Genomic DNA, 25,233 nt, shown 5'->3' with positions numbered 1-25,233 from the left:
TGGCGGCGCATCCTCTGGTGACGGTCGAGGTCTCGGTCGATTATGGCCTGACCGACATCGTGGCCGAGCGCTTCGACGCAGGCATCCGCATCGGCGAGCACCTGGCGCAGGACATGATCGCGGTGGCCATCTCGCCGCCCCTGCGGATGGCGGTCGTGGGCGCCCCGGGTTACGTCGAGGCCCATGGGACGCCCCAGACCCCCGCCGACCTGCACGCCCACCGCTGCATCGCGCTGCGCCTGCCGCGCCTGGGCAACATCGCGCCCTGGGAGTTCGAGAAGGAGGGCCGCGTGGTCAATGTCCGGGTCACGCCCAGCTTCGTGAACAACAGCCTGCACCTCGGGCTGGCGGCGGCCTTGGACGGCATGGGCCTCGCCTGGCTGCCCGCCGACCTCATCCGCCCCCATGTCGCCGAGGGCCGCCTGACCTCGGTGCTGGAGGACTGGTGCCCAAGCTTCCCCGGCTATCACCTCTACTACCCCAACCGCGCGGCGCCCTCCTCGGCGCTGGCCGCCCTCGTGGACCTGCTGCGGTTCAGGTGACCTGCCGCCCGGCGGCCCAGGCGCAGAGGAGGCTGCCGCAGCCGCCAAGCGCCACGACCAGGCCCATGGGCCAGGGCGTGCCATCGGCCAGGGCGGCCACGAGGGCCGCGCCCGCCATGCCTCCACCGTATTGCAGCGCCCCCACGACGGCCGAGGCGCTGCCCGCCGCGTGCTTGACCGAGGCGAGCGCCCCCGCCACCGCATTGGCCGCGATCAGCCCATTCATCGCGGTGAAGCCCAGGTTGACGGCCACCAGCCCCGCCACCCCCTGCCAATCGGTGGCCGTCACAGCGGCGAAGGCCAGGCCGGTCACGGCGGCTCCCAAGGTGCCGATCCGCAGCATCCGCTCGGCGCCCAAGGTCGTCACCAGCCTGGCGTTGAGCATATTCGCCGCCATCAGCCCGACGATGCCGGACCCAAAGACCAGGGCGTAGGCCTGCGGCGAGAGCCCGTGATGCGTGATATAGGCGAAGGGCGCCCCGGCGATCCCGGCAAAGACGCCGAGGTAATAGAACCCCAGTGCCCCGGCCCGCGTCATCAGCCCTCGGTTGGTCAGGTGCAGCGCATAGTCGCGGAAGGCACCCGACAGAGCGCCTTTCGTGCGCTTGTCGGGGGCGAGGCTCTCGGGCAGGGCCATGACGGCGACCAGGGTGGCGAGGCCGAAACCCACCAGCAGCCAGAAGATCGCCTGCCAGGGCGCGACCTTCAGGATCGCCGCGCCAAGGCTCGGCCCGACCAAGGGGGCCACCGCCATGACGGTCATCAGGCCGGAGAGGATCTTCGCCGCCCGGTCGCGCTCGTAAAGATCGCGGATCATGGCCCGGGCCAGCGCCACGCCCGCGCTGGCGCCAAGCGCCTGGACGATCCGCCACAGGATGATCTGCCAGGGCGCGGTGGCCAGCGCGCAGCCGGCGGAGCCAAGGGCAAAGACCGCCACCCCCAGCAGGATCGGCCCGCGCCGCCCGAAGCGGTCGCTGATCGGGCCCCAAAGCAGTTGCCCGAAGCCGAAGCCCGCGAGATAGGTCGAGACGACCAGCTCCATCTGCCCGGGACCCGCGCCAAGGGCCTCTGCCATCGTGGGCAAGGCGGGCAGGAAAAGGTCGGTCGAGATCGAGGCAAAGCCCAGCAGAACCGCCAGGGTGCCGAGGGTGCGGATATTGCTCATCGTCCGGAATAAGCCATGATATCCTCGGGATAACGCGCGCCCTCCACCGGGAAGGCCTGCGACAGCGCGTCAATGGCGGCGAAGTCTTCCTCTGGCAGAGCGAGGCTGGCCGCGCCAAGGTTCTCCTCCAGCCGAGGCAGCGAGCGCGTGCCGAAGAGGGGCACGATGTAGGGCTTCTTCGCCAAAAGCCAGGCCAAGGCCAGTTGCGCGGGGGAGGCGCCAAGGCGGGCGCCGATCGCCTTCAGCCCCTCGATCAGGGCGAGGTTGGCCGCGCGGGCGTCAGAGGTAAACCGGGGCGTGCGGGCGCGGATGTCCTTGGGCTCGAAGGATTGCGAGGGGTCGATCTTGCCGGTCAGAAAGCCCTTTCCAAGCGGGCTATAGGTGATCAGCCCGATGCCAAGGCCTTCGACCAGCGGCAGGATTTCCGCTTCGGGCTCGCGGGTCCAGAGCGAGTATTCCGACTGCAGCGCCGTCACCGGCTGCTCGGCATGGGCGCGGGCGATGGATGCCGCCCCGGCCTCGGAGAGGCCGAAGTGGCGCACCTTGCCCGCCGTGATCAACTCTCGCACGGTGCCCGCCACATCTTCCATCGGGACCTCGGGGTCGACGCGATGCTGGTACAGAAGGTCGATGCAGTCGATGCGCAGCCGCCGCAAGGACCCCTCGACCGAAGCGCGGATCTGCGCGGGACGGCTGTTGAGCCCGCCGCGATGTGCCCCGGTCTGCTGGTCGATGTCCCAGCCGAATTTCGTGGCGATCTGGACTTGGCCCTTCAGCGGCGCCAGCGCCTCGCCCACCAGCTCCTCGTTGACCCAGGGGCCATAGACCTCGGCCGTGTCGATCAAGGTGACGCCGCGCTCGACCGCGCCCCGCAGCGTGGCGATGAGCCCCGCGCGGTCGGTCAGCGTGCCGTATCCCATGGCCCCAAGGGCGAGGCACGACACCTGGAACCCCTGTCCGAACTTGCGCATCTGCATGGCGGCTCTCCTGCTTTCCCGCCACTATACCGGGTCTGGTTCATCTGATAACCTGCGCAATCATGATAGGTTTGATCTTGGATCCTCATCAATGAAGCGCGAGACCCTGCCCGATCTCGCGGTCTTCCTGGCGGTCGTCGAGGCCAAGGGCTTCACCCAGGCGGCGGCGCGGCTGGGCACCTCGCAATCGGCGGTCAGCCTGGCGGTGCGGCGGCTGGAGGAGGCGCTGGGGGTCAGGCTTCTCAACCGCACCACGCGCAAGGTTGCGCCCACGCTGGCCGGAGAGCGCCTGGCCCAGGGCCTCTCCCCCGCCTTCACCGAGATCGACGCCCAGGTCGCGGCGCTTTCCTCTTTCCGCGAGGGGCCTTCGGGCCTGGTGCGGATCAACTGCCCGTCCCATGCGGCCGAGACGGCGCTTTGGCCCCGCCTCTCGCCCCTTGTCGCGAAGTATCCCGACCTCGAGCTGGAACTGACCGTCGAGCAGCGCTTTTCCGACATCGTGACCGACCGCCATGATGCGGGCGTCAGGCTGGGGGAAAGCATCGACCAGGACATGATCGCAGTCCGCATCGGGCCGGACATGCGGATGACGGTGGTGGGCTCCCCAGACTACTTTGCCCGGGCGGGGAAGCCCTTGCATCCCCGCGACCTGGTGGGCCATGCCTGCATCAACCTGCGGCTCGACACCCGGGGCGATCTTTACGTCTGGGAATTCGCGAGGGAGGGCCAGGCGCTGAATGTCCGCGTCACGGGCGCGCTGACCTTCAACAGTTCGGCCCTGTGCCTGGCGGCGGCGCTGGATGGCCACGGCCTGGCGCTTTTGCCCGAGGACCGCACCGACGCCCTGGTGGCCGAGGGCCGCCTTGCCCGCGCACTGGAGGATTGGAGTCCGGTCTTCGCGGGCTATCACCTCTATTACCCCAGCCGCCGCCAGATCTCTCCGGCGCTGCAACTGGTCATCGACCACCTGCGCTGGAAGGGGCCGAGATAGGCCACCAAAGGCAAAAAGAAGACCGGCCCCTGCCAGGACCGGTCTCTTTCGGGGATGGGAGGCCCCCCGGGGTCACGCGGCGACGTTGTCCGCAGGACCCTTGATGCCGGTGATATAGGCCACGACGTCGTTGCCGTCGGTCTCCTCCTTGCGCAAGGAGGCGACGATGCGGCCCCGGCGGAAGACGACGATGCGGTCCACCAGGTCGAAGACCTGGCGCAGGTTGTGAGAGATCAGGATCATCGGGATCCCCCGCTCCTTGAGCCCCCGGATGATGTTCTCGACCTGCGCGGTTTCCTGCACGCCCAGGGCGGCGGTCGGTTCGTCCATGATCACCAGTTTTGACGCAAAGGCCGCCGTCCGCGCGATGGACACGCATTGCCGCTGGCCTCCGCTCATGTTGCGGATCGGGTTGTCGACATTGGGGATCTTGACCGCCGTGGTCTTCAGGGCCTCCAGCGTGCGGTCGCGCATCGCCTTTTTGTCCAGCCAGGAAAACGGCCCGAACTTGAACTTGAAAAGCTCGCGCCCGAGGAAGAGGTTCGAGGGCACGTCAAGGTCGTCCGCCAGGGCGAGCGTCTGGAAGACCGTCTCGATGCCGCCCTCCCGCGCCTCGAGCGGACCTGCGAAATTCACCTCGCGCCCGTCAAAGAAGATCTGCCCGGCGGATTTCTGCTCCACCGCCGTGACCTGCCGCACGAAGGTCGATTTCCCCGCGCCGTTGTCGCCGACGACGGCCACATGCTCGCCCTTGCGCAGGATGAAATTGGCATCCTCCAGCGCATGGACGCCGCCGTAACGCTTGGTCAGACCCCGGGTTTCCAGGATAATATCGCTCATCACGCCCTCATGCGCTTGCGTTGCCGGGCCTGGTCCAGGATGACCGCGCCCACGATGATCGCGCCCTTGACCATCTCCTGGTAATAGGCGTCCAGCTGGATCGAGGTGAAGCCCGAGATGATCACCGAGAAGATCGCAGCCCCCAGCACCGTCCCCAGGATCGAACCCCGCCCGCCCGAGAGCGAGATCCCCCCGATGACCGCCATGGCGATGGCGTCAAGCTCGTACATGACCCCCATCCCCGCCTGGGCCGTCAGGTTCTTGGAGGTCAAAAGCACCGCCGAGACCCCGGCCAAAAGCCCCGCGATGGCATAGACCAGCACCTTGTGGCGGTCGACATTGATGCCCGACATCCGCGCGGCGGCCTCGTTCGAGCCGATCGCATAGGTCCATTTGCCGTAAAGCGTGTGGTTCAGGATGAGGTGAAAAAGCACGGCCAGGAAAAGAAAGACCAAGGCCGGGTTCTGCCCCTGCCAATGCACAAGGCCGAAGGTCAGCGTCCCCAGGAGGTCGCCGTTGGAGAGTTGGCCGTAGCTCTCGGTCGGAAACGAAATCGGGTTGCCATTCGACCACCAGCGCGAGGCGCCGCGGGCGGTCACCATCATGCCCAAGGTGGCGATGAAGGGCGGGATCTTGGTATAGGCGACGAGCAGACCGTTGATCAGGCCGGCAAAAAGCCCCACGGCCAGCCCCACCACGATGGGGATGAGGACGGGCAGGTCCATCCACTCCGGCCCGAAAACCGCCTTGGGATTGGGGTTGCCGTTCACCAGGGCCGTCTGGGCGAAGCTCATCGTCACCATGGCCGTGGCGCCCACGACCGAGCCGGACGACAGGTCGATGCCGCCGACGATGATGACCTGCGTCACCCCCAGCGAGATGATGCCCACGATGGCCACCTGCAAGAGCATGATGTCGATGCGCTGCTGGTTGAAGATCGCATCGACATTGTCGCGCATGTTGAACAGGAATGAGCCCCCGTTCAGGCGGTTCAGGATCTCGAAGATCGCCACCATGATGACGAGGGCCAGCGCCACGTTCCATTCGGGCGCCCGGGTCCGCTTGGCCGGGTCATACTTCAGGCCGCCGAGGCCATGGGCCTGGCCCGTGGGTTGTGACCCTGTTGTGGGTTGCGACATCTCTCCCCTCCCTTTTTGCGCGAAAGCCCGGCGGTTCCGCCGGGCAAAGGGGGACGATGGCGCCCCCGCGATCTGGTCGGATCAGTTCTTGGCCATGTAGTCCGCCAGATTGGCCGGGGTCACCAGTTCGAAGGGGACATAGACCTTCTGGTCCACGGCCTCACCGGCGGCAAGCTTGGTGGCCGCCTCCAGCGCGCCCGAGCCTTGAGCCGCCGCGTTCTGGAAGACGGTGACGTCGAGGTCGCCCGCCGCCATGGCCGCCAGCGCGTCCTGCGTCGCATCGACGCCGCCGACCTGGACGGTCTTCATGTCGATCCCCGCCGCCTTCATCGCCTGGATGGCGCCGATGGCCATTTCGTCGTTGTTGGCGATGACGCCGTCGAAGGCGGTCCCGGCCGAGAGCCAGTTGGTCATCAGCGTCTGGGCCTGGTCGCGGCTCCAGTTGGCGGTCTGCTGGTCGATCACGTTGACCTTGACCTTGCACTTGCCGGCCTCGATCACGTCATAGATGTCTTGCGTGCGCTGCACAGCCGCCTGGTTCGACAGCTCGCCCTGCATGACATAGACATTGACCTCGGTCTTGCCCTCGGCCGCCCAGTTGTCGCAGAGCGCGATGGTCTCCAGCGTGCCGGATTCCACTTCGTTCGAGGCCACGAAGGCCTGGTTGTCGGGCAGCGTGTCGACGTTGATCGGCTGGCGGTTCACATAGACCAGCGGCACGCCAGCGGCGGCAGCGGCATCGGTCATGGCCTGGGTGGCCGAGGTATCGACCGGGTTGACGATGATCGCCGAGACGCCGCCCGCGATGAAATTGTTGATCTGGTCCAGCTGCTTGGCCACGTCGTTCTGTGCGTCCTCGATCTGGACCTTCAGCCCGCCCGCATCGGCCTGGGCCTGGATGCCATTGCGCAGCACGGTCAGGAAGTTGTCGTCGAACAGCGCCATCGAGACGCCGATGCCGTCGGCCATGGCCGAGGTCGACATCAGGGCGGCGAAGCCCGCGATCAGAAAGGATTTCTTCATGGTTCTCTCCCTTTGTGGATGCCGGTTCATCCGTGATTGTGCCGGTTTGGGACCCCCTCTCTCCTTGGGGTCCCCTGTTCACGCCTGGGTCAAAGCCCGGCGGCGATGAAGTCCATCGAGGCGCGCAGGGCGGCCTTGGGGTCGGTCAAATCATGGGTCTGGGGCGCGAAGGCCTCGTAGCTGACGGGGCCAACCCAGCCTGCGGCCTTGAGCGCCTTCAGCTGCTCCAGGTTGCCGAGCAGGTCCTGCGGCCCCACGAGGACGCGGTGGGCGTCCTGCATCTCCTCGACCTGGGGCGCGGGGTCCTCGACGCCGGAAATGTGAACGATGCCCGTGTGTTCAGGGTAGATCGGGCCGCCATGGGCGAGCGTGTGGTGGAAAGTGTCATGCACCAGCTTGAAGCGGCCCTTGGCGCCCACGGCCTCGATACCCTCCACCGCCCAGGCCTTGTTACGCAGGGCGCAGACGGGAAAGCCCAGGGGCTCGACCATGCCGATCAGGCCATGGTCCTCCAGCATCGGCTTCAGGCCCGTCAGCGCGGCCTTCAATGCAGAGGTGCGTTCCCCCTCGCCCATGGCAAGGTTGTCGTTGCGCGGGATCAGGCTCACGGCCTCGGCGCCTGCGGCCTTGGCGATCTTCATCAGGACCAGCGCCTCGGCGGCCTTGTCCGAAGACCAGTCGTTGAAGCGCTTCACCTCGGCCAGGGCCAGGAGGCGCAGGCCCTTCGCCCGGATGAGGTCGCCCGCCTTCGCGGGCTCCATCCCGTCGAAAAGCGCCTGGGGCAGGTCGTTGCGAAGCTCGATCCCGACCATGCCGAGATCGGCGGCGAGGTCCAGGGTTTGGGCAAAGCTCAGCCGGGCCACGGTCATGTGGTTCAGCGCAAATTGGGTCATGTGGGTCTCCAGACACGGGCTCTCCCAAACCCGGTGAATGGAATTGATATTCCAGAATTGGTGCGGATCAACCGGATTATGCCGTCAGGCTGAAGATCGCCCCGCCGAAAGCGTCAGATTTTGATGTTTTTTCGTCAGGCCTGCGTCAGATCGACTCGGGGAAATGCAGGTTCGGTGCCAGGAAAATCTGTCCGATGTCAGGCACTTGCCCCTCTTGCTGCACCGTCGTCACCATGTGCTGGAAGAGCTCGCTGCAGAGCTTCTCCAAAGGGGTGGCGGTGACCATGGTCACCAGGCCCTCGACCAGGCCCGCCCGGGAATCAGGGGTCAGTTCCGAGACGCAAAGCACGACCTCACCCGGCGCGCGGGCGCCGCGCAGGGCGGCGATGGCGCCCTCCATCCCGCCGCCCGTGACGAAGACGCCGCGCAGGTCGGCATGGCGGTTCAGCGCGGCGAGGGTGGTTTCATAGGTCAGCGCCCTTGTCTCCAGGTTAACCACGGTCTCCAGGACCTCGATCTGCGGCGCCATCTCGCGCAAATAGCTGCGAAAGCCGGTCTCGCGCAGTTCGTGGCCGTGAAAGCGGTGGCCGCCGACATAGAGCAGCACCTTGCCCGGCCCCTTTGCCGCCAGCGAGGTGATCCAGCCCGCGGTCCGCCCCACCTTCAGGTTGTTCAGCCCCAGATAGCCCGCCCTCAACCCCTGGCCGAAGTCGGAGAGCAGCGAAAACACCCGCAAATTCTGAGACTTCAGGTATTCGACGGCCGAAGTCACCTCGGGATGGTTGACCGCCGTCGCCGCCAGCACATCGCAGCGCCCGGCCATCGAGCGCAGCATCCCCGCCATCTCGGAGGGCGCCTGGCTGGCCGCGAATTCCAGCACCAGCCGCCCGCGCACCCCCTGAAGCTGGGCCACCGCCCGCTTCAGCTCGTCGGCGAAGGCCTTGTAGAACTCCTGCCCCTGCTTGTGCAGGACGACGCCGAATCGCACCTCGGGCAAGGTCGCGGGCGTCGAGACCCCCAGGCGCAAGGCCGCCGGATGGCCCAGCCGCACCGCCGCTGCAAGGATCCGCGCCCGGGCCGTGGCCGAGACCTGCTCGCGCCCGTTCAGGCAGCGATCCACCGTCGAGAGCGAAACCCCCGCCGCCTCGGCCAATTCCACCAGTCCCGCCCGCCGTGCCATCACATCCCCTTGACGTTTCATCGTCACCTTGGGTCCATTTCTGACGAAAAATGACGAAATGTCCAGAGCGCCCACTGGCCTAAAATGGAATTCACGTTCTATTCCTGTCGCAACCCTGCCTTGGGAGGATCAGATGGGAAAACGCGATTACAGCCTGTTCGGGCCGGACGCCAAGCGCGCGGTGGAAAGCGGGCTGACGGCGGCGGAGTGGTATCACTCGGAGGTGCCGCGCAAGGTGATGAAAGAGCTGATGACGCGCAGCGATGGCCCGGCCATCCGTGACACGGTGCTGCTTTACGGGCTGATGGTGCTCTTCGCGGCCTTGGGCATCGCGCTCTGGCCCTCGTGGTGGTCGGCGCCCTTCTGGCTGGCCTACGGCGTGCTTTACGGCAGCGCCTCCGACTCGCGTTGGCATGAATGCAGCCACGGCACGGCCTTTCGCACCCCCTGGATGAACGATCTGGTCTATCAGATCGCCTCGTTCATGATCATGCGCAACTCCGCCACCTGGCGCTGGAGCCATGCCCGCCACCACTCCGAGACCTATTTCGTCGGCCGCGACCCCGAGATCGCCATCATGCGCCCGACCGAGATGGCCAAGCTGATCCTGAACTTCGCGGGCATCCTGGATGTGCTGAAGTTCATCCCGAACCTGGTGCAGAACGCGCTGACCGGCCCCACCGCGGCCGAGCGGACCTTCGTGCCCCAGGCCGAATGGCCCAAGGTCCAGCGCGTGGCGCAGGTTCACCTGTGCATCTATCTGGCGACCCTCGCCCTGGCCGTCGCGACCCAGTCGATCCTGCCCCTGATGATCGTGGGCCTGCCGCGCCTCTACGGCGCCTGGCATCACGTGATGACGGGCCTTCTGCAGCATGGCGGCTTGGCCGACAATGTCATCGACCACCGGCTGAACTCGCGCACCGTCCTGATGAATCCCATCAGCCGTTTCATCTATTGGAACATGAATTACCACGTCGAACACCACATGTTCCCGATGGTGCCCTATCACGCCCTGCCGCGCCTGCATGAGATCATCAAGGACGACCTGCCCGCGCCGAACCGGTCTATCGCGGAAGGCTTTCGCGAGATGTGGCCCGCGATCAAGCGCCAGCTGGCCCATGAGGATTATTTCCTCAAGCGCGACCTGCCCGCCACGGCCAAGCCTTACCGCGAAGATTTCCACCAATATGTCCCGGGCATGATGCCCGCAGCGGAGTGACCCCATGCCCTGGATTGACGCCTGCGCCACCGAAGACATCGACGCCGAGGACCTGATCCGCTTCGACCACGGCGGCGCGACCTATGCGATCTACCATGGGGTGGATAGCAAGTTCTATGCGACCGCCGGGAAATGCACGCATGAGGATGTGCATCTCTCGGGCGGGCTGGTGATGGATTACGTCGTCGAATGTCCCAAGCACAACGGCCAGTTCGACTATCGCACCGGAGAGGCCAAGCGGCTGCCCGCCTGCGTCAACCTCAAGACCTTCCCCGTGAAGGTCGAGGGTGACCGCGTCTGGATCGAGGTCTGACCATGCTGACCGTCAAGGACCTTCTGGACGCACGCGGCAAGCATCAATTCGCCATGCTGCGGGTCGAAACGCTGGAGGAGGCCGAGGCTGCCGCCAAGGCCGGGGTGGAACTTCTCTCCATACCGCCCGCCATGATCCACGACCGCCGCTTCCGCGAGGCGGCGCCCGACTGCTTCGCCTTCCCCGGGGACAATTTCTACGAGATCGGCGGGACGGAGGATTTCCTCCGCTGGGCCATGCCGCTCTATAAGGCGGGGGCCGATGGGGTCTATTGCTCGGGCAGCCTGCGCACCGTGCGGGAACTGGCCGACCACGGCATCCCGGTCTGCGGCCATGTGGGGCTGATCCCGTCGAAGCGCACCTGGACGGGGGGCTTCAAGGCCGTGGGCAAGACGCTGGACATGGCGCAGCTGGTCTGGCGCCAGGTGAAGGCGCTGGAAGAGGCCGGCGCCTTCGCCGTCGAGATCGAGGTCGTGCCCCATTCCATCACCCAGGCCATTGCCGAGAAGACCGGGCTCTTCCTGATCTCGATGGGCGCGGGGGCTGCGGGCCATGCGCAATACCTGTTCACTGATGACGTTCTGGGCCAGAACCGCGGCAAGGTCCCGCGTCATGCCAAGCGCTATGCCGATTTCGCCAGCGAACTCGACCGGCTTCAGGCCCTGCGGGTGGAGGCCATGGGCCGCTTTGTCCGCGATGTCCACGAGGGCGATTACCCGGCTCCGCAATACCTGGTCGATTGCGAGGCGCAGGTCGTGGAGCAGTTCCGGGACTGGCTGGATGGGCAATAGGGGGGGACGATGGAGATTGGTGCAGCCCTGATCGGCACGGGCTTCATGGGCAAGGCTCATGCGCTGGCCTATCGCAACGTGCGGGCGGTGATGGGCGATCTGCCCGGGGTTCGGCTGGTGACCCTGGTCGATACGCCCGAGGCGAAGGCCGAGGCCATGGCCGCGCAATTCGGCTTCGAGGCGGCCACGGCCGATTGGCGCGCCGTGCTGACCGACCCAAGGGTGCAGCTTGTCTCGATCACCACGCCCAACGGGCTGCACCGCGAGATGGCGGAGGCCTGCCTCGCCGCCGGAAAGCATGTCTGGTGCGAAAAGCCCATGGCGCTGACGCTGGAGGATGCGCGCTCCATGGTGGAGGCGGCGCGGGCCAGGGGCCTCGTGACCCAGCTTGGCTACAACTACACCGCCAATCCCGCCTTCATCCATGCCTGCCGCCTTGTGGCCGGCGGAGAGATTGGCCGCGTCGTCCAGGTGCGCGGCTGGGTCGATGAGGATTACCAGGCCGATCCGGATCTCCCCTGGTCCCGGCGCGCCAAGGTCCAGGATGCGGGGCTGGGCGCCCTGGGCGATATCGGCTGCCACCTGATCTCCTTGCTGACGGGGCTGGCCGGGCCGCTGGACTCGGTGGTGGGAGAGATGGAGACGATCCACAAGACCCGTCCCCTGCCCGATGGCTCGGGCCGGGCGGAGGTGGAAAACGAAGACTGCGCCTCGGCGCTTTTGACCTTTGCCAGCGGCGTGAAGGGCACCTTCACCGCCTCGCGCAGCGCCTGGGGGCGGAAATCGCGGCTGGGCTTCGAGGTCCATGGCACCGAGGGCATGGTGATCTATGACCAAGAGCGGATGAACGAGTTGCAGCTGTACCAGAACCGGGGAGACCGGGCGAAGGCGGGGTTTGTGACCATCCTGACCTCGCCCGAGCATGCCCCCTATGGCGCCTTCTGCCCGGCGCCGGGTCATCAGCTGGGGTTCAACGACCTGAAGGTGATCGAGGCGGCGGGACTTCTGCGCGCCATCCGCGACGGGGGCCGCGCGCCCCTCGACTTCACGGCGGGGCTCGAAATCGAAAAGGCAATCCACGCCATCGCCCTCTCGGCCCGCGAAGGCCGAAGGGTGCGACTGGGCGAGGTCTGGGCCCCGAACCCTCAGCCCTGCGCGGCTTTCAGGAAGGCCTCGTATTCCTCGTCCTTGACCGGCACGACATGTTCGGGCGCGGGATAGGTGCCGCCGTCGACATCGGCCTTGAAGGCGCGGAAGGCCTCGATCCGCGCTTCTTGCAGCCGCGCGAGTTCGGGGCCGAGGTTGCGATAGACCTTGCCATGGCGCGGCTTGTGGTTCAGCCCATAGCCGCAGACATCCTCGGTAAAGAGGTATTGCGCATCGGCATGCGGCCCCGCCCCCATGCCCAGCATCACCAGGCTGGAGTTCTGCGCCAGGAATGCCGCGATCCGGTCGGGCACGACTTCCAGCTCGGCGGCAAAGACGCCGATTTCCTCAAGCTTTTGGGTGTGCCGCCAGAGCGCCAATGCCTCGTCGGCCGCCTTGCCCACGGCCCGCCAGCCCGTCCAGCTGATGTAAGACGGGATCAGCCCGATATGGCCCACGACGGGGATGTGGTTGTCGGCCAGGGTCTTCTGGATGTCGTAAGAGGCCGCGCAGTAATAGGCGTCGCCGCCAATCCCCGCATAGTGGAAGGCCGCGCGCAGATAGTCCTCGGCCGTGGCCAAGGGCCTGCCGTTGAAGGAGCCCCAGCCGCCATAGGGCAGGCCCACCTGGACGAAGCAATCGCCAGCCGCCTCGCGCATCGTGGCGTCGAAGAAACGGCCCTCGATCGAGAGCATGTGGATGCCGGCGGCGGCCGCGGCTGCGGCTTCGTCGGGCGTGGTGACGAAAAGCATCGAGATCTTCTCGCCCCGCGCCTTCATGCGGCGGATGTCCTGGACATGCGGGCGGTTGTGGTAAAGTCCCATCTTAAACCTCGATCCAGATGCGCCCGGCCTCGACCTTGGCGGGATAGGTGCGCAGGTTGTTGCAGGCGGGGGGCGTTTCGACCTCGCCGGTCTGAAGGTTGAAGATCGAGGAGTGCTTGGGACATTCCACGGTGTTCTCGACGACCAGACCGTCGCAGAGATGGACATCCTCATGGGTGCAAAGCCCGTCGGTGGCGAAATAGCCGTCTTCGTGGTTGCGGAAGATGGCGAAGGTGCGCGCGCCCTGGTCGAAGCGGCGACCCTCTTCGGGGGCAAGGTCGGCGGGGCCGGTGTCAAGCCACATCTCAGATCTCCTGCGGTTTGTAATCGGCCGGGGCCCGGGGCATGACGCCTTTCAAAAGCGCCACGGATTTCTCGAGCCCCTCCAGCGAGTTCAGCATGACATCCTCGTGTTCGATGGAGAGCCAGCCGTCATAGCCCGCCATCTTGAGCCGGTAGCAGAACTGCCGCCACCAGGTCTCGCCATGGCCGAAACCGAGGGTGATATAGGACCAGGAGCGGGCCGGGATATCCATCAGCGAGCCGTTCTCGAGAAGGCTGGTGGTGGCCTGGACGGGGGCGTTCAACAGCGTGTCCTTGGCATGGACATGGGCAAGCGCGGGGCCAAGCGTCTCGGCCGCGACGAGGGGATCGGCGCCCATCCAGAAGAGGTGGCTGGGGTCCAGGTTGGCGCCGATCACCGGGCCGATGGCGGCGCGGAGCTTCAGGAGCGAGGGCACGTTATAGACGCATTGGTTGCCATGCAGCTCCAAGGCGATCTTTTCGACGCCATGGGTGCGGGCCAGGGCTGCGATCTCGGTCCAGAAGGGCAGGAGCTTCTCCTCCCACTGGTAACGCAGGATGCTCTGCGTCTCGGGCGGCCAGCTTGACACCACCCAATTGGGCATCGTGTCGCTGGACGAGCCCGCAGGCAGGCCCGACATGGTGCAGACCGTCTTGACCCCCAAAAGCCCCGCAAGGCGGATCGTGTCGCGCAGGCCCTGTCCTTGGGCGGGGTCGGTCGGATGCAGCGGATTGCCATTGGCATTCAGCGCGATGATCTCAAGGCCCCTCTCGGCAAAGGCGCGCAGGAAAGCCGCCCGCGCCTCGGCCGAGGCCAGGAGACCCGGAAGGTCGCAATGCGGCGCGGTGGACCAGCCGCAGGTATTGACCTCGACGCCCGAGACGCCAAGCCGCTGGGCCTGGTCCAGCATCTGGTCAAAAGGCATCCCGCCCAGGCTGTCAGAGACGAAACCCAGCTTCATTTGTAGAACTCCGGTTTGGCAATCATGGTGATGGGCTGGCGCTGGCCGGTCTTGAGCGCGCGCACGCCCGCCTCGGCCACGACGGCGGCGGCATAGCCGTCCCAGGAGGAGGAGCCGGACGCCGGGAAGACCCCGGTCGCGACGAAGGACAGGAAAGCGCGGTTCTGGCGGCGATAGGCCTCGGCATAGCGGCCGCGCCAATCGGCCTCATAGGCCCGGGCCTGGGCCATGGCGTGATCGGCGGAAGTATAGGCCAGTTGGTTCATGGCGATCGAGCCCGCCTCGCCCACCAGCTCGGCCCGGACGTCATAGCCATAGGCCGCGTTGTTGTTGATCTCGATATTCACGAGCTGCCCCGAAGAGGTCTCCAGCACCATGACCACCGGGGCCACCAGCGCATCCGAGCGACGGGGCTGGAAGGCGGAAATCGCGGTGTATTCGCAGCCCAGCACATGGCGGACCACGTCGAATTCATGCGGGGCCGAGTTGGTGATCGCCATGGCCCCGGTGAAATCGGCAGCGGGCGTTGCGACATTGCGGTGGAAGTTGTGCATCATCAGCGCGCGGCCCAGGCGCCCCTGGTCCAGCGCGGCCTTCATCTCGACATAGGCCTGGTCGAAGCGGCGCATGAAGCCCAGCATGACCTGCCGCCCGCCCGAGCTTTCCTCGGCCTCCATCACGTCGCGGCATTCCAGCGGCGATTGCGACAGGGGCTTTTCGCAGAGCACCTTCTTGCCCGCGCGGATACAGGCCATCGACAGGGGCGCATGGGTGAAATCGGGCGAGGCCACGATCACCGCATCGACATCCTTGCGCGCGATCACCGCCTCGGGGTCGGAGGCGGCCTCGGTGCCCCAGGCCTCGGCCACCGCCTTGGCGCGGGTGGCGTCACGGTCGCAGACCACCTGCAAGGCGGCCCCCGGAAGCTCTTCGGCGATGATCCGGGCGTGATCCGCCCCCATCAGCCCTGCGCCGATCACGGCCAGTCGTATCATGGTTCGTCCTTTCCTGGGGTGGTCCGGGCAGAAGGGAGCCTGCCCGGACCGGGTTTCGGCCGCCCCCGTGGAGCCTGGGGCCGCCGGGGGAGGTCAATGCGAGAGGGCTTCGAGCCCGGCCATGGTCTCGCCGCCCGCCATCAGGTCGGTGATCTCTTCGCGGCTGCGCTCGCCCTTGCGGAAATCGGCGGCGATGGCGCCGCGGATCAGGACCGCGAAATGATCGCCCACCGCCATGGCATGCATGACCTGATGGGTGATGAAGACCACCGCCAGGCCGCGCCTCTTGGCCTCGTTCACGATGCGCAGCACATGGGCCGCCTGCTTGACGCCCAAGGCCGCCGTGGGCTCGTCCAGGATCAGGACCCGGGCGCCGAAATGGACGGCGCGGGCGATGGCGAGGCTCTGACGCTCCCCCCCTGACAGGCCGCCCACCAGCCGGTCGCCATCGTCGATCCGGGTGATGCCGAAGTCCTGCACGGCCTTGACCGCGATCTCGTTGGCGCGCTTGCGGTCAAAGCGCTTGAAGGGGCCCCAGCCCTTGGTGGGCTCGACACCCACGAAAAAGCTGCGGCCGATCGACATCAGGGGGAAGGTGCCGCCGAACTGGTGCACCGTGGCAATCCCGCGCGCCGAGGCATCGCGGGGGCCGGTAAACCGCGTCTCCTCCCCATCCATCAGGATCTGCCCCGAGGTCGGCTGATGCACCCCGGCCAGGGTCTTGATCAGGGTGGATTTGCCCGCGCCATTGTCGCCCAGAAGGCACAGGACCTCGCCCGCCTGGACCTTGAGAGAGATGGAATGCAGCACGTCGATCGGGCCGAAGCTTTTGTCGATGTTGCGCAATTCCAGAACCGGGGGTGTGGTGGACATGGCCGACCTCATTTGCGGCGCAGGGGCGCCATGGCCCGCTTGCGGAAGGCTTCGTTCATGGCGACCGCAACCAGCAGCATCGCCCCGTTGATCAGGTTCGACCAGTTGCGGTCGATCTGGGTGAAGTAGATGCCCTGGGCCACGACCGCGAAAGTCAGGGTGCCAAAGACGATGCCCAGGACCGAGCCGAAGCCTCCGGTCAAAAGCACGCCCCCCACCACCACCGCCACGATGGCGTTGAAGATATAGCCCATCCCGCCCGAGACCTGGGCCGAGTTGAAGAGGATGGCCTGGCACATGCCGACAAAGCTGGCCGAGGTGGCCGAGAGGACGAAAAGCCCGATGGTCAGGCCTTGCACGGGGATCCCGGCGTTGCGCGCCGAGACCTTGTCGCCGCCCATGGCATAGATCCAGTTGCCGAAGCGGCTTTGATGCAGCAGGAACCAGAAGACCGCCGCAAGCCCGATCCACCACAGGATGATGACCTGGTGGCTGCCGCCGATCAGCTGGCCAAAGACCTGCCGCGCCCAGTCGGGCGATTGCAGCTCGACGCTGGCCGTGCCGGTCAGCACCTTGGCCCCTGTCAGGATCAGCCCCTGCATGGCCACCAGCGTGCCCAGGGTGATGATCAGCGAAGGCACCGAGGTCCGCACCGTCAGGATGCCATTCACGAGGCCCAGGGCGACGCCGATCCCCAGGGCTCCGGCCATGCCCAGCCAGATGGACAGCCCGTAATGGCCCGAGATCACCGCCACGGCCATCGACCCCGCCGGGATCATCGCGCCGATGGAAATGTCCATCTCTCCGGCGATCATCAACAGGCCCACCGGGATGGCCACGATCCCCAGGTTGGCCGCGAAATTGACCCAGGAGGCGGCGCCGAGCAGGTTGCCCAGATCGGCGCCGCCGAGGGTAAAGAGCGCCAGGACGGCCAGAAGCGACAGGATGGCCCCCGCCTCGGGGCGGCGCAGGAAACGGCTCATTGCGCGGGGCCTTTCTTCTTCACGAAGCTTGCCGCCAGGGCGCGGAAGCGGTCATTGGTCAGGACGGCGGTCAGCAAGAGCGCGCCGATGATGATCGAGCCGAAATTGGGGTCGAGGCCGGAGAAGAAGATCCCCTGGTTGACCACGGCAAAGGTGATCGTGCCCAGAACGATGCCAAGGACCGAGCCCGCGCCTCCGGTCAGAAGGACCCCGCCGATCACCACGCACATGATCGAGTTGAAGATGAAGGAGCTGCCGGCCGCCACCTGCGCGCTGCCAAAGCTGATGACCTGGGCCACGCCGACGAAGGCCGCCGCAAAGCCCGAGAGCATATACATTTGGATGACCAGCCGCGCGGTGGGGATGCCCGCGTTGCGCGCGCTCTCGCGGTCGCCGCCCAGGGCGAAGACCCAGTTGCCCCAGGGGTGGACGTGCAAGAGATAGGCGACGATGGCGACAAACCCCAGCCACCAGAAGATGCCCACCTTGAACATGCCGCCCAAGGCGCTGCCCAAAAGCGCCTTCGAGACCGGGTCAGGCACGAGGAAAACCCCGGTCGAGCCCGCGATCAGGATGGTGAAGCCCAGCGTCAAGCCCATGACGCCGAACATGGTCCCGATGGTCAGGATCAGCGAGGGGATCGTGGTCCGCGTGACCAAGACGCCATTCACGAAACCCACCAAAAGCCCCACCGAAAGCCCCCCGGCGATGCCGAGCCAAAGGGGCAGGTCGTAATGGCCCGAGATGATGGCGGTGGTCAGGCTCGCGGCGGGCAGGATGGCGCCGACCGAGATATCGAGCTCTCCGGCGATCATCAACAGGCCGATGGGCAGGGCGATGAAGCCCACTTCGGCCGCCATGTTCAGCCAGCTTGACCAGCCCGGCGCGCCGAGGAAGACCGGGCCTCCCAGGGCCGCGAAGAAAAGATAGACGACGACAAGGCCCAGGAAAGATCCGGCCTCCGGTCGCCGCAAGAGTGATGCGAACATATGCCCCCCCGGAAAGATGGGCCGCCCGGCAAAGGGCGGCCCCTTGGTTCAGCGCGTGCCCTGCTTGGCGCCAGCCATGGTCGAGGCGATATTGGTCGCATCGACGATGCCCGGGCCGGTCAGGATCTCCCGCGTGGGGATCGAGAGGCCGTAGTTCACATAGCCATTCAGGATCGAGACGGCGTAGAAGCCCTGCTGATAGCCCTGCTGGTCGATGGCGCAGGCCTGGGCGCCAGCCTCGATCTGGGTCAGGATCGCCTCGTCGAAGTTGATGCCGCAAAGCTTGACCTTGTCGGCCATGCCCGCCTGGGCGATGCCCTGCACCGCGCCCACCGCATCGAGGTTGGCCGTGGTGAAGACCGCCGTCACATCGGGATGCTGCAGAAGATAGGCCCGGATCGCCTCGGCCACGGCGGTCACATTGCCCTGGGCGGTGGCGGGCAGCGGCAGGGTCTCGGCCTTGCCACCGGCGGCGGTGATGCCTTCGGCGAAACCGGCACAGTAATCCTCGATATTGGCGGCACCGGGCAGCGAGTTGATGCAGACGCCATTGGTATTGCCGGCCTTGCCGAGGTATTCGCCCCCGGCGACGCCCGCCTTGTAATCGACTGCGCCCACATAGTTCATCGCGCCCAGGCGGTCGGCGGCCTCGATGCCCCCGGCGTTATAGACGACGAAGGGGATGCCCGCTTCCTTGACCGCAAGGAAGGCCGGGTCCATCGCCTCGGGGACCCAATCGGGGGCCACGACGGCCGTGGCGCCCTGGTCGATGGCCTGGCGGATCAGTTCGGCCGCATCGACGCCGAGGTTGTCGTAGTTCTGCGGGGCGAGCCAGGTGACAGAGCCGCCCTGGGCTTCGACCACCTTGGCCGCATCCTCGGCGCCGCGCTTGACGATCGACCAGAAGGGGTCATCGGCCTTGCCGCCGACGACGAAGATCTTGGCGCCCTCGGCATAGGCCGCGCCCGCGCCGAGCGTCACGATGGCGGTTGCCGCCAGAAGTTTGGTCAGTTTCATATGGGTCTCCTCCCGTTTTGGCCGCTTGCTGCGGCGCATGACTTCTCCGGGGGCCGCCTCCTCGCGGCCCGTCGGTCTGATTTCGCTGGGGTCAGGTCGCCTGTTTGGCCAAGCGCTCCTTCTTGCGGCGGAAGCGCTCCTTCATCTGCTCGTCGGCTTCCTTGGTGCCGTCGTGCCAGGTGCCGAACCACTTGTCCAAGGGGATCAGCCCGTCGCCGCCGTAGTTCACCTCGAAGTATTTGTGGTGCAGGTAGTGGGTATAGGCATGGCTGTCGGGGGCGAGGTTCTCCCCCATCTCCAGCTTGTCGAAGCCGATATGGCCGACGATGGCGCCGTAAGCCGTCGAGGTCAGCTGATAGAGCGCCACGAAAGGGGCCGAGGGCAAAAGCAGGTGCCAGGCCATCTCACCGAAGAAGGCGGTGGATTCCACCGGATGCATCGACATCGAGGACCAGGGCGAGGGGTTGATCGAATTGTGGTGGATCGAGTGGATCCAGCGATAGAGCGGCTGCTGGTGGATCAGCCAGTGGATGCAGAAGAAATGCACCTCGTGGATGGCGGGCGTCAGCAGCAGAAGGATCGTCAGCCACAGCCAATGGGTCCCAGGGTCGACCGCGTTGGAATAGCCATTGGCAAAGGCCCAAAGGACGGCCACCTCGACCAGGGTCCAGATCGGGATCGAGACCAGGAAGGTGCGCAAGGCATTGTCGATGTTCTGGTTCTTGAACCAGAAGACGTCGGAGCGCTGATCGGCGGGGAATTTCGCATTGTATTTGAACCGGGTGCCCTGGACGCGGCGGATATAGAAGAAAAATTCCACCGCGCCATACAGAAGGAAGACCCCGCCCGCGTTGACCGCGTAAAGCCTCAAGGCCCAGTCCCAGGAGATGGTCTGCATCACCGCCCAATCGGGGAGGACGAAATACCAATAGGCCAGCGTCACCGCCATGAAGATCGTGTTGTGCGGCCAGAGATAGCCCAGGAACCATTGGCCCAGGTTGCGGAACTGCCCGCGCCAGAAGGGGGCGATCTCCAGCGGCTTGGAAGGCGCCCAATTGCCCCTCTTGTCCCGCGTGCCGTATTTCAGATCGTCCATTGCCATCCTCCGTCTCGTGGAATTTTCATACCATTGACATGGAGGCCGCCCTAGGGCTTTCATGGATCGTGCTGCATTTCCCCTCTTTCCTTGCAAATTCTGCGGCGCAGAAATGAAGGAATCTTTCAAAGGAGCCGCCATGGCCCGCCGTGCCACGATCCAGGACCTGGCAGATCAAGCCGGAGTCAGCGTCTCGACCATCGACCGCATCCTGAACGGGCGCGCCAAGGTGCGCCCCATGACGGCGGCCAAGGTGCTGGAGGTGGCGGAGGCCTTGAACTTCTACGCCCTGCCGACGCTGCGCGACCGGCTGATGATCGACCGGCCGAAGCCGCGCCTGGGGTTCCTCTTGCAGCAATCGCACCGGACCTTCTACCGCCTGATCGCCCAGGCGCTGCGCGAGCAGGCGCAAGAAGTCGAGGTGGTGATCGAGCATATGGACGACCTCTCGCCCGAGGCGGTCTCGGCGCGCATGCTGGAGATGGGCGAAAGCGTCCAGGCCCTGGCCGTGGTCAGCGCCGAACATGCGCGCATTTCCCATGCGATCGAGACGCTGTCCGCGCGCGGCGTGCCCTGTTTCGGGCTGATCTCCGAGCTGACCTCCACCTGTCCCACGGGCTATATCGGGCTGGACAATTGGCGGGTCGGGCGGACGGCGGCCTGGGCCATCACGGGGCTATGCCGCAACCCGGGGCGGGTGGGGATGCTGGTGGGCAACCACCGCTACCGCTGCCAGGAGCTGAACGAGCAGGGTTTCCGCTCTTATGTCCGCGAACACGGGCCGGGCTTCACGATCCTGGAACCGCTGCAGACCTTCGAGGACAAATCCATCGCTCGCGACGTCACCGAAGAGCTTTTGCGCCGCGAGCCCGATCTGACCGCGCTTTACGTCTCGGGCGGCGGGATGGTGGGCGTGCTGGAGGCGCTGAAGGCCGCCGGTCGGCGCGGCATCGTCACCGTGGGCCACGAGATCACCGACCACACCCGGATGGGGCTGATCGACCACGACCTCTCGCTGGTCATGGCCCATCCGATCCAGCGCCTGGCCGCCGAGGCCCTGACCGCCCTGCAGGCCCCGCCCGCCAAGCGGATCATCGGCTTCGACCTCTTCACGCCGGAGAACGTCTGATCGGCGGGTCTTGGCCTCCCGCGGGCTGGTGGCCTCCAGTTTCCCGATGATGGAGATTGGTCCAATCGCCCCAGAAGTTCTTCACCGGGATTGGGGCCGCGTTCCCCTGAGAGTTGAATGCTCCGCGAGATGTAAGGGTCAGTTGCTTCAAGATCGAATGGCCGCTCCGATCAAAGTGCCGGTGCGGAGGCTTTCGCGCTGTCCGGCCGCTTTCCGCCCCTTGCAACGATCCGCACATGGTCGTCATTCCCGGCCCTTAGCTGCCGACTAAGCCCCAGCAATGTGGATCGCCGCGTTCCTGGAAGCAGCCGTTCAGGCAGGCCGCGTTTGGCCGCCCTGTATCCTCTGTGCATCAGATCATCGGGCGTTTTCGGCGCCCACTTCCGCCCAAGTGAGCGATGCTGTATCCGCCGTTCCACAGAAACCCGCATACGACCCTTTTCCGAAAAGGGTCGTTTGTGTCCCGTCAGCCCTGCCATGGTTCAAAGGCTCAGGCTGGACAAAAACCCATGACAAAACCATTGCGGTTTCGGGGGGTTTTGGCCCGGTGATTAGAGAACTGCACGCTCGGGGCATGTAGCTCACCTGTTCCCGTCGATCCACTTCGACATGAGCCCCTTGTCGCGGAAGCATTCCTCCGGGACGGCGCGTCGCTTGATCCGAGCGAGGCGCTCTGCGAAGGCGACCTGCTTCGAGGAGGGCAGGCGGTCGAGGTCTGAGACCGGTTTCAGGCGGGCCTGACCGTCGATCCAGGCGCTGAGGGAGCGGCGGTCTTGCTGGACCTCCCAGGGGAGGAGGGTCTGGTTCTTCAGGGCGAGCGATCGGGCGTAAGCGATCTGCTTCGCAGTCGCGGGGAGGGCAAAGGCGGTGTCTTCCATCGGGAATCTCCCTTCTCGGCTAGGCTCTCAGATATAGAACAAAAACGGAACAAATGCAAGGTGAGGGGGCTTGCCCCCCTTGCCGATCTGGCGCTGCTCTTGCCGCTGAGGCGCCCAGGGCAGGCCCGAGAGGAAGAGCGGTGTTGGGTCAGGGCGAGCCTGGAGGGATGCCGAGAGAGGGATCTGGCCAGGCGTGATCCTGACCTCATCCCGGAGACCCTGATGACCTTCCACCTGCCTACCGTGCTGGCGCCGCCGCCTGCGGCGCCTCTCGCACCTGCTTCCCCCGCCACAAGTATCCTTACTGTCGCAGAAGCTCTGCAGCCCGCGCTGGCTGCGGGGCAGCGGATCGACACGGGCCTTCTGCGCGCCGAGATGGAGCGCGCCTTTGGCGGCTCCGACGCCTCGGGCGCCTGGGATTGGAAACTGGCCTATGAGGCCTGCGAGGCGGCGCTGGTCATGTTCCTTCGGAAGTTCGGCCGTGCTCTCGTTGCTCGTGCCGGTTCGCCTACCGCCCTCTTGCCCATTCTGGCGCGAGTCTCCGACCTCCTGCCGACGCACACGCGCCGGTCCGAAGAGATGGAGCGCTTCCAGCAGTTCTCGACGCCTCTGCCCTTGGGTCTCGCCGCCCTGACGGCCGCACAGCTCACGCCCCGCGACCTGGTCCTCGAGCCTTCGGCGGGTACAGGCCTCCTTGCCATCCTTGCGGAATTTGGTGGCGCCCGGCTCGCGCTGAACGAACTGGCGGAGACCCGTGCCGATCTTCTGCAGTGCCTCTTCCCGGGTGTCCCTCTGTCGCGCTTCGACGCGGCACAGATCGATGATCATCTCGACACTGGGCTGCGCCCGAGCGTGATCCTGATGAACCCGCCGTTCTCGGCCACGGCCCATGTGGAGGGCCGGAGCACCGAGGCGACCGCGCGGCATCTGCGCTCCGCGCTCGCCCGCCTCGCTCCCGGCGGTCGGTTGGTCGCCATCACCGGCGCGGGCTTTTCCCCTGACGCGCCCGCCTTGTCCGAGAGCTTCGCCCGTCTGACCGAGACGGCGACGCTGGTCTTTACGGGCGCTGTCGCAGGCCGTGCCTTCGCCAAGCACGGCACGAGCTTCGAGACCCGGCTTTCCGTCTTCGACAAGCCGCTCGGCGGTGGGCTCGGCGGCATCAATGCCGACCTCATGCAGCCGAGGTCCCCGGAAGTGGCACACCTCCTCTCGCGGATCCTCGCCGAAGTTCCCCCGCGCCTCGTCCTGGCGTCGGACACTGCCCTCGCCACCCGCCCCTCATTCCCGGGACTTCCTTCCCGCTCCGCCAGTGCCTCCGCGTCGGCGTCGCGCGTGACCCCCACGCCGATCGGCAAACGATCCGCACCTTCGAGCCGGTCCGCGGCCCATGTGGCCCCGAGTCACGCCCGCAGCGCCGAGCCCGAGATCCTCGAGCTCGTCTACACTCTCATCGGTGGCACCGATGCAGATGGCGGCGCTAAGACTGCGCTCGATGCCTCGGAGGCTCTATGCACTGCCGACCCGGCCAGCATCCCGACCCAAGCCGTAGGTACCGCGGACCCCGCTACCACCCCCAGCCACCTGACCGACGCGATCTATGAGCCGTTCCGGCTGCAGTCGATCTCGATCCCCGGGGCGGCCCCGCACCCGACCAGGCTGGTGCAGTCCGCGGCCATGGCCTCGGTCGCACCGCCGCGGCCGAGCTACCGCCCGCGCCTGCCCGCCGTCGTCCTGCGCGACGGCCTGCTGTCGGACGCCCAACTCGAGACTGTGATCTACGCCGGCGAAGCCCATGGCACGCATTTCGCAGGCAGCTGGACCGTGGATGAGACCGGCGACCTCGTCTCCGCAGCACCTGAGGGGGCGGCAGGCACGGTCCAGTTCCGCCGTGGCTTCTTCCTCGGCGACGGCACCGGGGCGGGCAAGGGCCGCCAGTCGGCCGGGATCTTGCTCGACAACTGGTGCCGAGGTCGCCGCAAGGCGCTCTGGGTCTCGAAGAGCGACAAGCTCCTCGAGGATGCACAGCGCGACTGGGCGGCCCTGGGGCAGGAGCGGCTGCAGGTCACGCCCCTGTCGCGCTTCGCCCAAGGCCGGGTGATCCCGCTCTCCGAGGGGATCCTGTTCACCACCTATGCGACGCTCCGCTCCGAGGAGCGCGGAGGCAAAGCCTCGCGCGTCGATCAGATCGTCGCGTGGCTGGGGGCTGATTTCGACGGGGTGATCCTCTTCGACGAAAGCCATGCCATGGCCAACGCTGCACGCGGTAAGGGCGAACGGGGGGACACGGAGGCCTCGCAGCAGGGCAGGGCGGGCCTTCGCCTGCAGCACAAGCTGCCCAATGCCCGGGTGGTCTATGTCTCGGCCACCGGGGCCACGACGGTCCACAACCTCGCCTATGCGCAGAGGCTTGGCCTCTGGGGCGGAAAGGACTTTCCCTTCGCGACACGGGGCGAGTTCGTCCAGGCCATCGAGGCAGGTGGGGTGGCGGCGATGGAGGTGCTGGCCCGCGACCTTCGGGCGCTTGGCCTCTATACCGCCCGCTCGCTCTCCTATGACGGCGTCGAATACGAGATGCTGGAGCATGTGCTGACCGCCGAGCAGCGCGGCATCTATGATGCCTACGCGGCCGCGTTCGGGGTGGTCCATCGCAACCTGACCGCAGCGCTGGCGGCCGTCAACATCACCGGCTCTTCAGGCACGCTGAACGCGCAGGCGAAGTCCGCAGCGCGCTCGGCGTTTGAATCCGCCAAGCAGCGCTTCTTTGGCCATCTCCTGACGGGGATGAAGACACCCACGCTGATTGCCGCCATCGAGGCCGATCTTGCCGCAGGCCATGCGGCGGTGATCCAGATCGTCTCGACCGGCGAGGCGCTGATGGAGCGGCGGCTCTCGGAGATCCCGTCCGAGGACTGGGGCGATGTCCGCGTCGACATCACGCCGAGGGAGGCGTGCCTGGACAATCTCC

General features: G+C 66.3%; 25 protein-coding genes. 8 read left to right on the top strand and 17 right to left on the bottom strand.

Annotated elements, in window-relative coordinates; translation table 11 throughout:
* Positions 1 to 542: LysR substrate-binding domain-containing protein (locus tag GV832_RS19945; protein WP_265332533.1), on the top strand; the 542-nt coding region annotated here is incomplete at its 5' end.
* Here the strand turns inward: GV832_RS19945 and GV832_RS19940 are convergent.
* Both GV832_RS19940 and GV832_RS19935 read right to left on the bottom strand, forming a co-directional pair.
* Positions 535 to 1,707 (bottom strand): multidrug effflux MFS transporter, encoded by a 1,173-nt coding sequence (locus GV832_RS19940; protein WP_168776638.1) that lies wholly within the window; start codon positions 1,705 to 1,707, stop codon positions 535 to 537. The genes GV832_RS19945 and GV832_RS19940 overlap by 8 nt on opposite strands.
* Positions 1,704 to 2,684, bottom strand: a complete 981-nt coding sequence (locus tag GV832_RS19935) for an aldo/keto reductase (RefSeq protein WP_168776637.1) — start codon at positions 2,682 to 2,684, stop codon at positions 1,704 to 1,706. The genes GV832_RS19940 and GV832_RS19935 overlap by 4 nt, the downstream gene beginning before the upstream one ends.
* 91 nt (positions 2,685 to 2,775) lie before the next feature.
* On the opposite strand from GV832_RS19935, the gene GV832_RS19930 reads away from it, so the two are divergent.
* On the top strand, positions 2,776 to 3,675 hold the full coding sequence (locus GV832_RS19930) for a LysR family transcriptional regulator (RefSeq protein ID WP_168776636.1): 900 nt from the start codon (positions 2,776 to 2,778) through the stop codon (positions 3,673 to 3,675).
* Between the two features lie 72 nt (positions 3,676 to 3,747).
* On the opposite strand, the gene GV832_RS19925 is transcribed toward GV832_RS19930, so the two are convergent.
* From GV832_RS19925 to GV832_RS19905, 5 genes are all read right to left on the bottom strand, one after another.
* On the bottom strand, positions 3,748 to 4,515 hold the full coding sequence (locus GV832_RS19925; RefSeq protein ID WP_227754563.1) for an ATP-binding cassette domain-containing protein: 768 nt from the start codon (positions 4,513 to 4,515) through the stop codon (positions 3,748 to 3,750).
* Positions 4,515 to 5,654 (bottom strand): ABC transporter permease, encoded by a 1,140-nt coding sequence (locus GV832_RS19920; protein ID WP_168776634.1) that lies wholly within the window; start codon positions 5,652 to 5,654, stop codon positions 4,515 to 4,517. The genes GV832_RS19925 and GV832_RS19920 overlap by 1 nt, the downstream gene beginning before the upstream one ends.
* A gap of 81 nt (positions 5,655 to 5,735) precedes the next feature.
* Positions 5,736 to 6,677, bottom strand: coding sequence for a substrate-binding domain-containing protein (locus GV832_RS19915; protein WP_168776633.1), 942 nt, complete (start codon positions 6,675 to 6,677; stop codon positions 5,736 to 5,738).
* An 89-nt stretch (positions 6,678 to 6,766) separates the two neighbouring features.
* Complete coding sequence (locus GV832_RS19910) at positions 6,767 to 7,570, bottom strand: TIM barrel protein (protein ID WP_168776632.1); 804 nt, start codon at positions 7,568 to 7,570, stop codon at positions 6,767 to 6,769.
* 145 nt (positions 7,571 to 7,715) lie between these two features.
* Positions 7,716 to 8,771 (bottom strand): LacI family DNA-binding transcriptional regulator, encoded by a 1,056-nt coding sequence (locus GV832_RS19905; RefSeq protein WP_227754562.1) that lies wholly within the window; start codon positions 8,769 to 8,771, stop codon positions 7,716 to 7,718.
* Positions 8,772 to 8,883: 112 nt separating this feature from the next.
* On the opposite strand from GV832_RS19905, the gene GV832_RS19900 reads away from it, so the two are divergent.
* From GV832_RS19900 to GV832_RS19885, 4 genes are read left to right on the top strand one after another with little or no spacing between them, the layout of a single operon-like run.
* Positions 8,884 to 9,969 (top strand): fatty acid desaturase family protein, encoded by a 1,086-nt coding sequence (locus GV832_RS19900; RefSeq protein WP_168776631.1) that lies wholly within the window; start codon positions 8,884 to 8,886, stop codon positions 9,967 to 9,969.
* Positions 9,970 to 9,973: 4 nt separating this feature from the next.
* Entirely contained in the window at positions 9,974 to 10,282 is a 309-nt protein-coding gene (locus tag GV832_RS19895; RefSeq protein ID WP_168776630.1) for a MocE family 2Fe-2S type ferredoxin, read from the top strand.
* A gap of 2 nt (positions 10,283 to 10,284) precedes the next feature.
* A complete protein-coding gene (locus tag GV832_RS19890; protein WP_168776629.1) occupies positions 10,285 to 11,073 on the top strand; it encodes a 3-methyl-2-oxobutanoate hydroxymethyltransferase in 789 nt (262 codons plus the stop codon).
* Between the two features lie 9 nt (positions 11,074 to 11,082).
* On the top strand, positions 11,083 to 12,294 hold the full coding sequence (locus GV832_RS19885; RefSeq protein WP_168776628.1) for a Gfo/Idh/MocA family protein: 1,212 nt from the start codon (positions 11,083 to 11,085) through the stop codon (positions 12,292 to 12,294).
* Here GV832_RS19885 and GV832_RS19880 read toward each other — a convergent pair.
* The 9 genes from GV832_RS19880 to GV832_RS19840 form a co-directional block, all read right to left on the bottom strand.
* Entirely contained in the window at positions 12,219 to 13,043 is an 825-nt protein-coding gene (locus tag GV832_RS19880; RefSeq protein WP_168776627.1) for a 3-methyl-2-oxobutanoate hydroxymethyltransferase, read from the bottom strand. The genes GV832_RS19885 and GV832_RS19880 overlap by 76 nt on opposite strands.
* Before the next feature lies 1 nt (position 13,044).
* A complete protein-coding gene (locus tag GV832_RS19875) occupies positions 13,045 to 13,347 on the bottom strand; it encodes a Rieske 2Fe-2S domain-containing protein (RefSeq protein WP_168776626.1) in 303 nt (100 codons plus the stop codon).
* A gap of 1 nt (position 13,348) precedes the next feature.
* On the bottom strand, positions 13,349 to 14,308 hold the full coding sequence (locus tag GV832_RS19870) for a sugar phosphate isomerase/epimerase family protein (protein ID WP_168776625.1): 960 nt from the start codon (positions 14,306 to 14,308) through the stop codon (positions 13,349 to 13,351).
* Positions 14,305 to 15,303 carry a Gfo/Idh/MocA family protein gene (locus GV832_RS19865; protein ID WP_168776624.1) on the bottom strand — a complete coding sequence of 333 codons (999 nt, stop codon included), beginning with the start codon at positions 15,301 to 15,303 and terminating at the stop codon, positions 14,305 to 14,307. Before GV832_RS19865 ends, GV832_RS19870 begins: the two co-directional genes overlap by 4 nt.
* 93 nt (positions 15,304 to 15,396) lie before the next feature.
* The gene (locus tag GV832_RS19860; protein WP_168776623.1) at positions 15,397 to 16,176 is read right to left on the bottom strand and encodes an ATP-binding cassette domain-containing protein; all 780 of its coding nucleotides are present in this window, start codon (positions 16,174 to 16,176) and stop codon (positions 15,397 to 15,399) included.
* A gap of 8 nt (positions 16,177 to 16,184) precedes the next feature.
* Complete coding sequence (locus tag GV832_RS19855) at positions 16,185 to 17,159, bottom strand: ABC transporter permease (RefSeq protein WP_168776622.1); 975 nt, start codon at positions 17,157 to 17,159, stop codon at positions 16,185 to 16,187.
* Positions 17,156 to 18,148: an ABC transporter permease gene (locus tag GV832_RS19850; protein ID WP_168776621.1), complete on the bottom strand. Its 993-nt coding sequence runs from the start codon at positions 18,146 to 18,148 to the stop codon at positions 17,156 to 17,158. Before GV832_RS19850 ends, GV832_RS19855 begins: the two co-directional genes overlap by 4 nt.
* A 48-nt stretch (positions 18,149 to 18,196) precedes the next feature.
* On the bottom strand, positions 18,197 to 19,165 hold the full coding sequence (locus GV832_RS19845; protein WP_168776620.1) for a substrate-binding domain-containing protein: 969 nt from the start codon (positions 19,163 to 19,165) through the stop codon (positions 18,197 to 18,199).
* 91 nt (positions 19,166 to 19,256) lie between these two features.
* Entirely contained in the window at positions 19,257 to 20,261 is a 1,005-nt protein-coding gene (locus GV832_RS19840; protein ID WP_168776619.1) for a sterol desaturase family protein, read from the bottom strand.
* Between the two features lie 139 nt (positions 20,262 to 20,400).
* On the opposite strand from GV832_RS19840, the gene GV832_RS19835 reads away from it, so the two are divergent.
* Positions 20,401 to 21,390, top strand: a complete 990-nt coding sequence (locus GV832_RS19835; protein WP_168776618.1) for a LacI family DNA-binding transcriptional regulator — start codon at positions 20,401 to 20,403, stop codon at positions 21,388 to 21,390.
* Positions 21,391 to 21,971: 581 nt separating this feature from the next.
* Here the strand turns inward: GV832_RS19835 and GV832_RS19830 are convergent.
* A complete protein-coding gene (locus tag GV832_RS19830) occupies positions 21,972 to 22,268 on the bottom strand; it encodes a hypothetical protein (protein WP_168776042.1) in 297 nt (98 codons plus the stop codon).
* A gap of 222 nt (positions 22,269 to 22,490) precedes the next feature.
* Between GV832_RS19830 and GV832_RS19825 the strand changes: the two genes are divergently transcribed.
* Positions 22,491 to 25,233, top strand: a 2,743-nt coding sequence (locus GV832_RS19825; RefSeq protein WP_227754560.1) for a strawberry notch-like NTP hydrolase domain-containing protein, incomplete at its 3' end; no start/stop codon positions are given.

The sequence above is a fragment of the Stagnihabitans tardus genome (assembly GCF_009925085.1).
Classification (GTDB): domain Bacteria; phylum Pseudomonadota; class Alphaproteobacteria; order Rhodobacterales; family Rhodobacteraceae; genus Stagnihabitans; species Stagnihabitans tardus.
Note: the sequence above shows the minus strand (reverse complement) of the source record. Positions and strands in the feature narration are given on the sequence as shown.

What these genes read in the sequence shown, in the direction of transcription:
- GV832_RS19940 (WP_168776638.1), bottom strand. Translation starts at nt 1,707, where the DNA reads ATGAGCAATATCCGCACCCTCGGCACCCTGGCGGTTCTGCTGGGCTTT.
- GV832_RS19935 (WP_168776637.1), bottom strand. Translation starts at nt 2,684, where the DNA reads ATGCAGATGCGCAAGTTCGGACAGGGGTTCCAGGTGTCGTGCCTCGCC.
- GV832_RS19930 (WP_168776636.1), top strand. Translation starts at nt 2,776, where the DNA reads ATGAAGCGCGAGACCCTGCCCGATCTCGCGGTCTTCCTGGCGGTCGTC.
- GV832_RS19925 (WP_227754563.1), bottom strand. Translation starts at nt 4,515, where the DNA reads ATGAGCGATATTATCCTGGAAACCCGGGGTCTGACCAAGCGTTACGGC.
- GV832_RS19920 (WP_168776634.1), bottom strand. Translation starts at nt 5,654, where the DNA reads ATGTCGCAACCCACAACAGGGTCACAACCCACGGGCCAGGCCCATGGC.
- GV832_RS19915 (WP_168776633.1), bottom strand. Translation starts at nt 6,677, where the DNA reads ATGAAGAAATCCTTTCTGATCGCGGGCTTCGCCGCCCTGATGTCGACC.
- GV832_RS19910 (WP_168776632.1), bottom strand. Translation starts at nt 7,570, where the DNA reads ATGACCCAATTTGCGCTGAACCACATGACCGTGGCCCGGCTGAGCTTT.
- GV832_RS19905 (WP_227754562.1), bottom strand. Translation starts at nt 8,771, where the DNA reads ATGAAACGTCAAGGGGATGTGATGGCACGGCGGGCGGGACTGGTGGAA.
- GV832_RS19900 (WP_168776631.1), top strand. Translation starts at nt 8,884, where the DNA reads ATGGGAAAACGCGATTACAGCCTGTTCGGGCCGGACGCCAAGCGCGCG.
- GV832_RS19895 (WP_168776630.1), top strand. Translation starts at nt 9,974, where the DNA reads ATGCCCTGGATTGACGCCTGCGCCACCGAAGACATCGACGCCGAGGAC.
- GV832_RS19890 (WP_168776629.1), top strand. Translation starts at nt 10,285, where the DNA reads ATGCTGACCGTCAAGGACCTTCTGGACGCACGCGGCAAGCATCAATTC.
- GV832_RS19885 (WP_168776628.1), top strand. Translation starts at nt 11,083, where the DNA reads ATGGAGATTGGTGCAGCCCTGATCGGCACGGGCTTCATGGGCAAGGCT.
- GV832_RS19880 (WP_168776627.1), bottom strand. Translation starts at nt 13,043, where the DNA reads ATGGGACTTTACCACAACCGCCCGCATGTCCAGGACATCCGCCGCATG.
- GV832_RS19875 (WP_168776626.1), bottom strand. Translation starts at nt 13,347, where the DNA reads ATGTGGCTTGACACCGGCCCCGCCGACCTTGCCCCCGAAGAGGGTCGC.
- GV832_RS19870 (WP_168776625.1), bottom strand. Translation starts at nt 14,308, where the DNA reads ATGAAGCTGGGTTTCGTCTCTGACAGCCTGGGCGGGATGCCTTTTGAC.
- GV832_RS19865 (WP_168776624.1), bottom strand. Translation starts at nt 15,303, where the DNA reads ATGATACGACTGGCCGTGATCGGCGCAGGGCTGATGGGGGCGGATCAC.
- GV832_RS19860 (WP_168776623.1), bottom strand. Translation starts at nt 16,176, where the DNA reads ATGTCCACCACACCCCCGGTTCTGGAATTGCGCAACATCGACAAAAGC.
- GV832_RS19855 (WP_168776622.1), bottom strand. Translation starts at nt 17,159, where the DNA reads ATGAGCCGTTTCCTGCGCCGCCCCGAGGCGGGGGCCATCCTGTCGCTT.
- GV832_RS19850 (WP_168776621.1), bottom strand. Translation starts at nt 18,148, where the DNA reads ATGTTCGCATCACTCTTGCGGCGACCGGAGGCCGGATCTTTCCTGGGC.
- GV832_RS19845 (WP_168776620.1), bottom strand. Translation starts at nt 19,165, where the DNA reads ATGAAACTGACCAAACTTCTGGCGGCAACCGCCATCGTGACGCTCGGC.
- GV832_RS19840 (WP_168776619.1), bottom strand. Translation starts at nt 20,261, where the DNA reads ATGGACGATCTGAAATACGGCACGCGGGACAAGAGGGGCAATTGGGCG.
- GV832_RS19835 (WP_168776618.1), top strand. Translation starts at nt 20,401, where the DNA reads ATGGCCCGCCGTGCCACGATCCAGGACCTGGCAGATCAAGCCGGAGTC.
- GV832_RS19830 (WP_168776042.1), bottom strand. Translation starts at nt 22,268, where the DNA reads ATGGAAGACACCGCCTTTGCCCTCCCCGCGACTGCGAAGCAGATCGCT.